This window comes from Chamaesiphon sp. (genome assembly GCF_041737865.1).
Lineage (GTDB): Bacteria > Cyanobacteriota > Cyanobacteriia > Cyanobacteriales > Chamaesiphonaceae > Chamaesiphon.
The window spans coordinates 1-11,466 of sequence record NZ_JBGSQZ010000226.1; the positions used below are offsets into that span (position 1 = coordinate 1).

At 45.7% G+C, this 11,466-nt stretch carries 12 protein-coding genes; 1 reads left to right on the forward strand and 11 read right to left on the reverse strand.

The features are described from left to right. Nucleotides 1-87 precede the first annotated feature (87 nt). The 5 genes from ACEW9J_RS17055 to pyrE all read right to left on the reverse strand — a co-directional run bounded on the left by ACEW9J_RS17055 (nt 88) and on the right by pyrE (nt 3,754). A complete protein-coding gene (locus ACEW9J_RS17055) occupies nt 88-435 on the reverse strand; it encodes a hypothetical protein (protein WP_373546305.1) in 348 nt (115 codons plus the stop codon). A gap of 63 nt (nt 436-498) precedes the next feature. Continuing rightward, nucleotides 499-1,668: a sulfate adenylyltransferase gene (gene sat / locus ACEW9J_RS17060; protein ID WP_373546306.1), complete on the reverse strand. Its 1,170-nt coding sequence runs from the start codon at nt 1,666-1,668 to the stop codon at nt 499-501. A gap of 73 nt (nt 1,669-1,741) precedes the next feature. Then, complete coding sequence (locus ACEW9J_RS17065) at nt 1,742-2,314, reverse strand: GNAT family N-acetyltransferase (RefSeq protein WP_373546307.1); 573 nt, start codon at nt 2,312-2,314, stop codon at nt 1,742-1,744. A gap of 189 nt (nt 2,315-2,503) precedes the next feature. Further along, on the reverse strand, nt 2,504-2,740 hold the full coding sequence (locus ACEW9J_RS17070; RefSeq protein WP_373546308.1) for a hypothetical protein: 237 nt from the start codon (nt 2,738-2,740) through the stop codon (nt 2,504-2,506). A 408-nt stretch (nt 2,741-3,148) separates the two neighbouring features. Continuing rightward, on the reverse strand, nt 3,149-3,754 hold the full coding sequence (gene pyrE / locus ACEW9J_RS17075; protein ID WP_373546309.1) for an orotate phosphoribosyltransferase: 606 nt from the start codon (nt 3,752-3,754) through the stop codon (nt 3,149-3,151). 127 nt (nt 3,755-3,881) lie between these two features. Here pyrE and ACEW9J_RS17080 point away from each other — a divergent pair, with 127 nt between their 5' ends. Then, nucleotides 3,882-4,229, forward strand: a complete 348-nt coding sequence (locus ACEW9J_RS17080) for a hypothetical protein (RefSeq protein ID WP_373546310.1) — start codon at nt 3,882-3,884, stop codon at nt 4,227-4,229. A gap of 214 nt (nt 4,230-4,443) precedes the next feature. Here ACEW9J_RS17080 and recQ read toward each other — a convergent pair whose 3' ends face one another. From recQ to glpX, 6 genes are all read right to left on the reverse strand, one after another. After that, nucleotides 4,444-6,669 carry a DNA helicase RecQ gene (gene recQ / locus ACEW9J_RS17085; protein WP_373546316.1) on the reverse strand — a complete coding sequence of 742 codons (2,226 nt, stop codon included), beginning with the start codon at nt 6,667-6,669 and terminating at the stop codon, nt 4,444-4,446. Between the two features lie 210 nt (nt 6,670-6,879). Then, complete coding sequence (locus ACEW9J_RS17090; RefSeq protein ID WP_373546311.1) at nt 6,880-7,110, reverse strand: type II toxin-antitoxin system HicA family toxin; 231 nt, start codon at nt 7,108-7,110, stop codon at nt 6,880-6,882. A 5-nt stretch (nt 7,111-7,115) separates the two neighbouring features. Beyond that, nucleotides 7,116-7,349, reverse strand: a complete 234-nt coding sequence (locus tag ACEW9J_RS17095) for a type II toxin-antitoxin system HicB family antitoxin (protein ID WP_373546312.1) — start codon at nt 7,347-7,349, stop codon at nt 7,116-7,118. 164 nt (nt 7,350-7,513) lie between these two features. Beyond that, on the reverse strand, nt 7,514-7,993 hold the full coding sequence (locus ACEW9J_RS17100; protein WP_373546313.1) for a hypothetical protein: 480 nt from the start codon (nt 7,991-7,993) through the stop codon (nt 7,514-7,516). A 389-nt stretch (nt 7,994-8,382) separates the two neighbouring features. Then, the gene (locus ACEW9J_RS17105) at nt 8,383-9,681 is read right to left on the reverse strand and encodes a glutamyl-tRNA reductase (protein WP_373546314.1); all 1,299 of its coding nucleotides are present in this window, start codon (nt 9,679-9,681) and stop codon (nt 8,383-8,385) included. Nucleotides 9,682-10,098: 417 nt separating this feature from the next. Then, the gene (gene glpX, locus ACEW9J_RS17110) at nt 10,099-11,136 is read right to left on the reverse strand and encodes a class II fructose-bisphosphatase (RefSeq protein ID WP_373546315.1); all 1,038 of its coding nucleotides are present in this window, start codon (nt 11,134-11,136) and stop codon (nt 10,099-10,101) included. Between the last annotated feature and the right edge of the window lie 330 nt (nt 11,137-11,466).

Here is an 11,466-nt window from a genome sequence, read left to right on the forward strand (position 1 = left end):
GGGAATCTTTCTGTAGTTGGTTCTATAGATAACAGTACCATGAAGGAAATCCTGTACACCCTTAATAGGGCTGCAAGGAAGCCCACGTCATAGCGTACTCGCTTGACGTGTGGTTATGTCACCCTTACACTTAGCATGTTCTCTAACAGATAAAGTAGCAGGATCGATCGTTTCTGTACCGACAACCAATGATTTATATTTTCCAGCACCATCAACTAGAGCTTCACCACAAGTATTTGCGGCGACATCTTTACGTGTGACTGGCTTGTTCTTAGCATTAGTCCCTTTGATGGGGTACTTTTGTTTAGCTGTCAAACCTGTAACTACCACTTGATCTTTGCTAGTTTTGTAAACTTCAGCAGTCGCGATCGCAGCATGAGTTAATGTTAATACTGCCGCGATTGCTATTGTCGAGATTGAAAATTTGATAGACATAGATTTATTGTTTATACTTGGTAATCGATTCGCAGATGCTCGGTATTAGTTGATAATTGCCACTTATTTGTTTCCTTTCATCGCCCGAATTAATTCAGCGGCAACTTCAGGACGCGAAAATTCTGGTGGCGGTAATTCACCTTGACGCAGCAGATCTCGGACTTTAGTCCCCGATAGATGCACTCGTTGTTCGGGAGTACTAGGGCTAGTTTTGGTAGTTGCCATTGATTTGGTAACTTGACAATAGAAAGCGTGTTCAAACATCATCGGCGTGATGCCGAGTTCGCCTGGCTCGAACTCACTAAAGATGTGTTGAGCATCATAGGTACCGTAGTAGTCGCCTACGCCCGCATGGTCGCGTCCGACGATAAAATGGGTACAACCGTAATTTTTGCGAATTAGGGCGTGGAAGATGGCTTCTCTCGGCCCAGCATAGCGCATCGCGGCGGGATTGATGCCGAGAATTACTCGATCGCTAGGATAGTAATGTTCGAGGATAATCTCATAGCAACGCATCCGCACATCTGCGGGAATATCATCTTCCTTTGTCGCGCCAACTAATGGATGCAGAAATAACCCATCCACAGTTTCCATCGCACACTTTTGAATATACTCATGGGCGCGGTGAATCGGGTTGCGGGTTTGAAATCCCACGATGGTGTTCCAACCTTTGGCTTGAAACTCGGCGCGGGAAGCTACAGGATCGATCTGATAGGTGGGGAATTGAGGATGTGCTGCTCGTTCTAATAACCAGACTGCACCAGCTAAATTAACATTACCTTGGTCGTAAACGACTTTGACACCTGGATGTTTTTCATCATCAGTGCGATAGACATTAATTGCTTCTTGCTGCTTGTTATAAGTATATTTATCGGTTAATTCTAGAACACCAACAAATTTACCTGTAGTGTCATCCAAGCGAATGAGCGTGCCTACTACCAATGGTGCGGCAACAGCTTCAGTTACCGACAAAGTAATCGGAATCGACCAAGGTAAACCATCTGCCAATCGCATCTTGGCGACGACATTATTATAATCCGCTTCTGGCATAAATCCCTGAAGCGGACTAAAAGCACCGATCGCAATCATCACTAGATCGGAAAATGCCCGTTCGTCCAGTGTTACTCTAGGTAAATTATCGGCTTTAGTCAAAAACTCAGCCTTTTGAGCGGGGGTGGCGATGCGATCGATCAATTTACCGCCATGGGGTGCAATACCAGAACGCTGACTCAAACTAGCTTTCCTCGCAATTTTTATATATTTTTATCATTCACTTTAGCAGCTTTTCAGTCCCGAATATCCGGTATTATGGCATTGACGATGGGATCGATCGCCATTCCTCCCTGGATAATCGATAGAGAATGTGTTCGCGCAGGATGTGTCCGGCTGGAACGATCGGATGCTCGAATGTTTCGGCATCCAAATTCATCCCCAATCGCTCCATAACAGCGCGAGATCGGCGATTGATTGTTGCGGTAAACGAGACAATTTCTGGTAAATTGAGTCGATCGAAACCGACTTTTAACACGCTCCTAGCTGCCTCGGTTGCATAACCTTTGCCCCAATATTCACAAGCCAACCTCCAACCGATTTCGACGCACGGAGAGCAGGGTAAATCTGCCTTGGGGACGTGCAAACCAACGTAGCCGATGAATTGCTTATCTGGCTTTAATTCTACCGCCCACAAGCCCCAACCACGCTCCTTAATGATTGCCTGAACTCGATCGACCATTGCATCGCTAGCGGTTCGATCGAGTACATTAGGATAAAATTCCATTACGCGCGGATCGGCATTAAGTCGCGCAAAAAGTTCTCGATCTGCTTCAATCCATTGGCGTAAATAGAGGCGATCTGTCTCAAATTCAATTAATTCTGTCATACATTTATATATTTAGATTTGCTCGATCGATCCATCCAGGTAATTCCTGCATATAAATTACCGTTCTTTCTCGATCGCGCGTTGCAACTAATTGATGCCCTGCACTAGTAGAATTATCGTCGAAAGCTTAGTTAAGCTAGATTTTCCCGATCCATTTGCACCAGCGATTATTCTGAGTTCTGGCATGGGTTAATGGAGTTCTTCTAAAATTTCTTCGCTACCATCTGCTAGCAATCGATACTCAAATTTTTGCCCATTGGCTTCTTCTCTTACCAATTTTTTACCGATTTCGTAATGGATTGGCTTACCCATTGCTTTGAGACGAGCGATGTCGATCGCAACTTGCTTTTGAGCCGCAGCCTCGATGCGACGAGCCATTACTTCAATGTCTTCGATCGGCATAATGTTCGGTGTGGTGGAAGTCATAGTCATCTCCTATCGGTTGATTAGATATTGCTTTCCTACTCTCGATTATAATTTGCCTGTAGCCAGAATTCGGCGACCGAACAGGTGAGATAATCGCGAAGGGCGATCGGATTGAGTTGGTTCGATCGATAGAATTTTACCTGTAGCGATCGATCCAACTGCGATCTTTAATTAGAGGGTGTTTGAAAAGTATAGATTGAATCCCCCCAGCCCCCTTAAAAAGGGGGAGCAAGAGTCTTAGTCCCCCTTTTTAAGGGGGATTTAGGGGGATTGACAGTCTGCGCGTCACAAATAAAACTTTTCAAACAGCCTCTTAGACATCAAATTGCCTAACACTTAGACAGTACCCACCTTACATTATTGGTGCGTTACGCTTTGCTAACACACCCTACAACTAAAACCTAGAGTCTAAAGTCCTAATTCGCGATACCTAGCCTGTAAATCTTCGATCGTAAATATCGTCTCAAAGTGTAACCCCTGAGCGGCATAAAATTCAGCACCGCCTTGTTGACGATCGACCAATGTTAACACTCGATCGACCTCATAACCAGCAGCTCTGAGTCGTTCTACCGCTTTCATCGCTGATTGTCCGGTAGTGACGACATCTTCCAATACGACCACTTTTGCGCCTGGTTTGAGGGTTGCACCTTCGATATAGGCTTGGGTACCATGTCCTTTAGCTTCCTTGCGGATGATTAATGCGGGGATAGATTTGCCTTCATAGACAGATACGACACTCACCGAAGAAACGATCGGATCTGCACCGAGCGTTAAACCCGCGACAGCATCCGTATCGGCGGGTAGCATGGCTAACATCAGCCGTGCGGTGGCTACAGCCCCTTCAGGGTGGAGAGTTACTTGTTTACCATTGATATAATAGGTGCTTTTTTGACCGGAAGATAGCACGAAATCTCCTTCCTTGTAGGCTAACTGACAGAGCAAATCTAAAAGATGTTGGCGCAAAGTAGTTAGATCGATCGTCGAATAGGGAATATTGCCAGAAGGTGAAGGCATAATTGTGATGTTTAGATCGTGGGTATTAGATCTTATCCTAGCCACCACCCATTATCTCGACTAAATCTTCCTGATTTGGTCATCGACTAGTTGAATAACGTAAATAATCGATCTATAGGTTTAACTCATGATGAAATTAAAGACGCTCGGTTTCCTAGCCCTAGCTATTGCAGCGGCTGGATGTTTTACATCCCCAGCACATGCAGAATCCCCACGGATTACTGATGCCATTACTGATGCGATGTTCAAGCAGTCAGGCGATACCTATCGCAATACAGGGATCGATCGTCAAGCTACACTACTATTTGGTTTGAGCTATCCCGATCTTGACGCTGTAAGCGACGCTCGCGCTGTTAACAACATCTATCGAGACTTAATTCGTCAACGCGGTGACACGCCAGTTCGTACAGCCGATTTACCCAATCCATTTAGTAGCTCTCTCCTGTCAAATCCTAGCTCTACTAGCAGCAATTAGAGCCGATTCTTTATGCTCCCTCCCCTTTATAAGGGGAGGGCTGGGGTGGGGTAAAGATCTCCGCAACAAACCAACCAGAGTTGTATCATTAAAACTTCGCGATCAACTATCAACTTAGAGATCGTAAATGATTCGTGAGATTTATTTGAGTGAGCCATTTCCTTCTATTCCCCCAGGTGCGTTACGCTTCGCGATAACACACCCTACGATACTATCAACTGTCAACTTGACTTCTCAGCCTCGCTCTGACTAGTTTAATTTCTTCATAATTATAGTCCTCCCCCAGATGCTCCTTGATCGGTGTCAGCCTCTCAGCTCCGACGGTATTAATTGCTAGCTCGATCGCGGTTGCTTTTGCAGGTGGTACGATCCGATCGATATTGACTTCATAACCACAATCGATCAATTTAATCAGATGCTCGGAAATAGTATTCTCACGTACCGATCGTTTTGTCGCGATCTCAGCTAAACTCAAACCCTGTTGATACAATTCCAATGTCTGTAAGTGGGTATAGGATACCTCACTTTTGCTGGGGGGAGAAGGATTTAATGGGGGTGTAGGATCGGATTCTGTTTGCACAGACAGGCCAGATTCGGCGCGGAAGGCTCTGATTTCACCTGTAAACATTTCCCCATACTGCGCGAGTTTTCGTGCCCCTACACCGGAAATTTGGGCAAATTGAGCGAGGGTTTGCGGTTGTTGTTGTGCCATCAGTCTGAGGCTGGAATCGGCAAAAATCACATATGGTGGCACTTTATTTGCGTCGGCGTATTGTTTGCGGAGTTTGTGCAGACGGTTGAATAGGGATTGGATTTCAGCAGTATTGGTACCGATCTCTAGAGTTTCGGCGGTGGGGAGGCTCGGCGCAATTGCCATTTCTACTTTGCGCTGGCTTTTGAGGATTTCCCAGCTCAAGGGATTAAGCGTCAAGACGGAATAACCATCGCTAGTTTCATCAACTAAACCTTGATGTAACAGCGATCTGCCTAAGATCCGCCACTCATTTTGGGTGCGATCTTTGCCAATCCCATAAGTAGAGAGAGTATCATGTCCATTTTTCAATACTCGATCGCTTTTAGAACCGCGTAGCACGTCGATGGTATAACTCAGCCCAAAATTGCGTCCCTGTTTGCTAAATCTAGCCACACAGGATAATAGTTTTTGCGATTCGATCGTCCAGTCGGAAATCGGTCTAGGATACTTACAGTTATCGCAACCATCGCAGTTACCAGGAAAACTCTCGCCAAAGTAGCCCAACTGAATAATCCTTCGACATTCAGTCGCTTCCGCATAATTAATCACCCGCCGCATTTGTTGAGTCGCAATTCGCTGTTCCTCTTCAAGTGCCATCCCCGTTTCTCGATCGATCTTCTGAGCAATTAGATACTCGATCGTCTTAATATCTCCCATCCCAAAATACAGCGTACAATGAGCGGGTTCGCCATCGCGTCCGGCGCGTCCCGATTCTTGATAATAACCTTCAATATTTCGCGGTAGATCGTAGTGAATCACAAACCGGACATCGGGTTTATTAATCCCCATTCCAAAGGCGACTGTGGCAATCATAATTTGCACATCATCGCGGATAAAGCTATTTTGATTATTGGTTCTAGTTTCACTATCCAAACCAGCATGGTAAGGTAATACTTTAATCCCATCATGCTGTAGCTTTGATGTGAGTTCATCTACCTTCTTGCGACTCAAACAGTAGATGATTCCCGCTCCTTTTGACTGCTTGACTTGAGCGAGGAGTTCTTTGTATGGAGTAGTAGTTTTGCGGCGAACTTCATAATATAAGTTCGGACGATTGAAACTAGCGACATGAATATCTGGTTCGCGGAGATCTAGCTGCTTGATGATATCCAGCCTGACTCGATCTGTGGCTGTCGCTGTCAAACCCAACCAGGGAACTTTGGGGAAATAATGTCTTAATTGCGATAATTTCCGATAGTCTGGACGAAAATCATGACCCCATTCAGATACACAATGCGCTTCATCGATCGCAAATCCAGAAATCCCCACTTCTTGATGCAGATCGATTAGAAAGTTACTGATAAATTCCTGATTCAAACGTTCGGGAGCTAGGTATAAAAGTTTGATCTCGCCATTATAAATTGCCGCTGCTCGATCGCGTCTTTCTTCCGTGCTAATACTACTATTTAGAAAAGTAGCTGGAATACCATTATTCGTCAGTTGCTGCACTTGATCCTGCATCAGGGCAATCAGCGGCGATATCACAATCGTCACACCCTGTTTTAATAATGCTGGTAACTGAAAACAGAGCGACTTCCCGCCACCCGTTGGCATCACAACGAGTAAGTCTCGATTGGCTAGAGCCGTATTAATAATTTCCCGCTGACTCAATCGAAACTCATCATACCCAAAGTAATGCTTTAATGCCTGTTCTAGGGTTTCAAATTGGGTCGATCCAGCAAGCATGAGCGGGTAGAGGGTAGAGGGTGCAGAGTAGGGGGAGGATTTAGTCAAATACTTCAGTAGCTATGTCAAAGAGTATACACCAGACTGTTCTAAAATACTCGCGATCGACTTACCTAAAACAATTTTAGCGATTGTTCGCGCAAGGGTGTTGGTAATGTCTCATGTACTGTGCGATTGAGTGTTTCCCTACCCTCTACCCTCTACCCTCTATCAGTGAGAATGATACAAGAAATCATCAGTCTCAATGCCTGTCTGCTTCAAAATTTGGCGAAGCGTACCTTCAGGCATGTCACCATTGTGGTTGGGGACGGTGGTATATTTGCCGCTGCTATCATTAAACCAGATTTCGTGACTGCCAGAAGCTTGCCGATCGAGCGCGAATCCATATACTCTCAACACTTTAGCTACTTCACGATATCTGAATCCCGATAACCTGCCCATCCCGCTTATTTGCTTAGTACGAGAGGGCAATCAAATTCGTCGGCAATGGCGGGGAAACATTCAACTAGCTGATTGCGTTCTGCCATTGCTGTCAATATTTGCTTGGCAACATCCTGAGCTATTTCTAGAGTTTCAGTGAGACTTGGAGCTTGAGCAATTAATCCAGGTAGAGCATCGGAAGTGGCTAAGTAGTAGCCTTCAGGTAGTTTCTCGATATGTACGTTAATTAATCTTTCCACTGAATTACAATCTTGCAATTTTTCAAATTTCGGTAAAAGGTTCGAGACAAGTCTAGCCACGCTATTGAACTTATGAGAGTAAGAGCTACACAAACGATACATTCACATTTTTATTATCGCATATCTATTTGAACAGTAGTAGGTGCTAAAAGTTGAAGTTGGTTTTATTTCAGTAACTTGGCGTACAGATTTTGATACTGAGTATCCGATATCGCCCCAGGATTAGATTTTAAGGAGGCTGAACCCGCGAGTGTAGATAGCTCTTGGAGTAGGGCATCTTGTTCTTGACGGAGGATCTCTAATCGATCGATAATATAGTCGATCCGCTCTGGTGAATTTGGGAGCGATCTCCAGCTCAACTGTTCATCATTAGGCTTATTGTGCCCAATGCCGCGCATCGAACTCCACATGAACCCAAAAATCGGCTGGAGCAGTCTAAATGGTGTTGTGAGCAAAAACAGCCATGTTTGTTCGATGCCACGTCCGATCGCCTTAATTAGCCCCCATAGAGAGAAGATTGTGAGTAATAGTAAGCCTAGTCCAGGGAGGGGATGGGCGATCGTCCAGGCTAGATAGGGATGGGCGATGAGCCACTGGCTGAAGTAGTTGGTGATGGCGTGTTCGATCGATGCTGAAATGTCCATAATTAGCTTTAGGTGTATTCCTAATTAATGTGACTATCTGTAATAAGCCAATCAGCAAGCGATGAGAACTTGTGGGTTGCGGGTTTATTAGTGGGGGCAGAACCTGGATCTGGGGGTTCCGACCCCCAGACCCCCCGTTGATGAGCGGAACGCCGCCCCTCAAACTCCCCTGCGTAAGGATTGGATTGTGGGAAGCGGGGTGGGGGTTGCGGTACGTCGTGGATAGTGCTTGGTTAAGGTTTGTTGGACTAGGATCGAGCTGAATTGGGCTGAATTGGGACATATCTCTGGATGCAGATCTGTATTTCCCTAAGGCCTAAAGCCTAAAACCTCATCATCCTCTACCCTCTACCCTCTACCCTCTACTCCTAAAGCCTAAAGCCTAAAGCCTACACATTAGAATTCGCGCCGAGCTGTTCGCTGTCGAGGTTGAATAATACCTGGAGAGTGTGCATGGCTTTGCGGCGGGTATCGGCATCCTCTTGGGCGCGGAGTTGTACCATCGGATCTTGGAGGATTTTATTGACGATGCCTTTAGTTAAAGCTTCGATCGCTTCTTGATGGCGTTCGCCAAATTCAGCACCTAATCTGGATAGAGCTTTTTCGAGTTCTTGGAGCCGGATTGTCTCCATTTTATCCCGCAAACAGTTGATTGTGGGCACGGTTTCGAGCAATTGCCACCAACTATTGAAGTTTTCGACTTCTTCTTCGAGGATACCTTCGGCTTCTTGAGCCATTTTGATCCGGCGTTCTTGATTTTGGGCGACGACGGCTTTGAGATCGTCTACGTTGAAGGCTTGAATATTGACTAGATCGTTAACATCACTATGGACGTTGCGCGGTACGGAGATATCAAAGATCATCAGCGAGTGATGAGGATCTAGTACGGCTTCTAATTTAGCCGCATTTAATAATGGTTCGGTGGCTGAAGTACTGGTAAAGACGAGCGTGGAGGTAGAGATCGCGCTCATCATATCAGCCATTGGGTGGAGTTGGAGATCGATCGCCGTAAACATCAGTTTCAGCTCTTCGGAGCGTTTTACCGATCGATTTAAGATCGTAATATCTGTCGCACCTTTGGAAATCAGATGTTGTACCAATAGTCTCGACATTTTACCAGCACCCAGGATTGAGATCCGATGGTTGGCAAAATTCCCAACTTTCATGTGTGCCAATTCTACCGCAGCCGAACTAATCGATACTGCACCCGTACCGATACTAGTTTCGGTACGTACCCGCTTCCCTGCGGTAAGAGCTTGTCTAAATAACCGATTGAGAATCGCACCCATCCCTTGATATTGCTGTCCGATTTTGTGGGTTTGTTTGACTTGGGCGAGGATTTGTCCTTCCCCCAAAACGAGACTATCCAAGCCACCAGCGACGCGCATGAGGTGCATCACAGCATCTTTGTGCAGCAGGATAAATAAATGTTGTTTGAGATCTTTGAGCGGTAGCTTACTAAATTCTGCCAGAAATTGGATCGCATCCTGGACGCCGCGATCGGCTGTAGGTGTGACAATATAAATTTCGAGGCGATTGCAAGTACTGAGAATCGTCGCTTCTTTGATATGGGGATAATTGCAGAGGGCTTGAATCGCTGCTTCCATCTGCGTATCGGGAACGCTAAGTTTTTCGCGGATGTCTACAGGTGCGGTTTTATGACTCAAACCGATAACAGCAATATTCATGTCTACTCCGCGTTCAAAAAGTGAGGATTTTTAAAGTTTTGTTATATAAGTTACGGACATTTAACCGTTGACAACGCAATATATTCAGATGTGATGTGTTGTCCCAGCGATAAGCTGGTTTAATTATTGTATATAATCGCTGCTTATCTTGCGCTAATTATAGATGAGTTGTAAATGGTTTGTTATGCTTCTTCACCAGGTTAGGCTTTAGACGTTAGGCTTTAGGCTTTAGGCTTTAGGGAACTAGGTTAATTGTTGGGTAAGGCTTTAGGCGTTAGGGAACTAGGTTAGGCTTTAGGTATTGGTTAGGTGTGAGGGCACTAGCAAGATGCTTGGCTCATCAGCACCCAAAGCCCAATATTGACAACCTAAACCCTAAAACCTAAAACCTAAAACCTCCAACCTAAAGCCTAAAGCCTAGTGCAAGCTGACTGTCTGAGGTTTACCAACCATGTGAATGGTATCGACAAACCGAGCAGTCTTGGACTGACTGGAAATAACTAGGGTGTGAGTACGTGCGCCACCTTTAAAGAAGCTAACACCGTTCATGATATTACCAGAAGTAATCCCAGTACCAGCAAACAGCACGTTTTTGCCACAAGCGAGTTCTTCAGCGGTGTAGACTTTATCAGGATCGGTGATACCCATCGATTTGAGTCGATCGATATTTGCTTCTTTACTTTCACCGATCAAGCCAGTTTTGACGATCGCTGGATCGTAGATGAGTTGTCCTTGGAAGTGAGCACCCAAGCAACGTAGAGCCGCAGCGGAGATGACTCCTTCAGGAGCCGCACCGATACCCATCAGCGCGTGAATATTGGTACCTGCAAAACCACAGTTGATCGCTGCACCAACGTCACCGTCAGTAATCAGAGCAACCCGCGCACCAGCAGCGCGAATTTCAGCAATCAGATCGTTATGACGATCGCGTTCCATCACGACGACAACTAATTCGTCGATCGGCAGATCGAGACATTCAGATAAAATCTTGAGGTTTTCGGTAGCAGATTTATTGATATCTACTTTGCCTTTAGCTGCTGGAGGTGCAGCGAGTTTCTTCATGTAGAAGTCAGGAGCCGCAAACAAACCACCTTTTTCGGAGATAGCTAATACAGCCATCGAGCCAGGTTGTCCGTATGCACAGAGGTTTGTCCCTTCACAAGGATCGACAGCGATGTCGATTTCGAGGAGTTCGTCGATGCTGCAAAAATCGCTAGCGTTAGGCTGAGAGCAAATCCCGACTTCTTCACCGATGTAGAGCATGGGTGCATCATCGCGTTCGCCTTCACCGATGACGATGCGTCCGCGCATATGGATTTTGTTCATCCGTTCGCGCATGGCTTCGACTGCAACACGATCGGCTTCATTTTTGTCGCCCTTACCCATCAAGCGTGCTGACGCGATCGCGGCTTGCTCAACTACTTCTATAATTTCTAAACCTAAACTATTTTCCACTGCGATTTGCTCCTAAAAAGCTCTATTTATAGGGATTTCAGTCGCTTACAAGTCTACCAGAGCATGGGGACGCATTCGCTGTTCGCGAACTTTTGTGACTTTTGTCCCGCCTTTTATCAAGGTGGTGGGGATCGCTTTGTGCGTGAGGTGAGGGAAATCGGATTTGGTGCGATACTGCTGGATTGGAGCACCTAAACCCCGTCTAACATGAAACCCGTAGTTTCTCTTCTTCAGGATCGAGGTGATTTTTCACCCATAATCGATCGGCAAGAGAAATAGGCGATCGATTGATACGATGCTGAAAATCATCAACAGCTCGAATTAAATCGC

Bases quoted from the DNA above. Each gene is read 5' to 3' on its own strand.
- ACEW9J_RS17055 (WP_373546305.1), bottom strand. From the start codon at position 435: ATGTCTATCAAATTTTCAATCTCGACAATAGCAATCGCGGCAGTATTA.
- ACEW9J_RS17065 (WP_373546307.1), bottom strand. From the start codon at position 2,314: ATGACAGAATTAATTGAATTTGAGACAGATCGCCTCTATTTACGCCAA.
- ACEW9J_RS17070 (WP_373546308.1), bottom strand. From the start codon at position 2,740: ATGACTTCCACCACACCGAACATTATGCCGATCGAAGACATTGAAGTA.
- pyrE (WP_373546309.1), bottom strand. From the start codon at position 3,754: ATGCCTTCACCTTCTGGCAATATTCCCTATTCGACGATCGATCTAACT.
- ACEW9J_RS17080 (WP_373546310.1), top strand. From the start codon at position 3,882: ATGATGAAATTAAAGACGCTCGGTTTCCTAGCCCTAGCTATTGCAGCG.
- recQ (WP_373546316.1), bottom strand. From the start codon at position 6,669: ATGCTTGCTGGATCGACCCAATTTGAAACCCTAGAACAGGCATTAAAG.
- ACEW9J_RS17090 (WP_373546311.1), bottom strand. From the start codon at position 7,110: ATGGGCAGGTTATCGGGATTCAGATATCGTGAAGTAGCTAAAGTGTTG.
- ACEW9J_RS17100 (WP_373546313.1), bottom strand. From the start codon at position 7,993: ATGGACATTTCAGCATCGATCGAACACGCCATCACCAACTACTTCAGC.
- ACEW9J_RS17105 (WP_373546314.1), bottom strand. From the start codon at position 9,681: ATGAATATTGCTGTTATCGGTTTGAGTCATAAAACCGCACCTGTAGAC.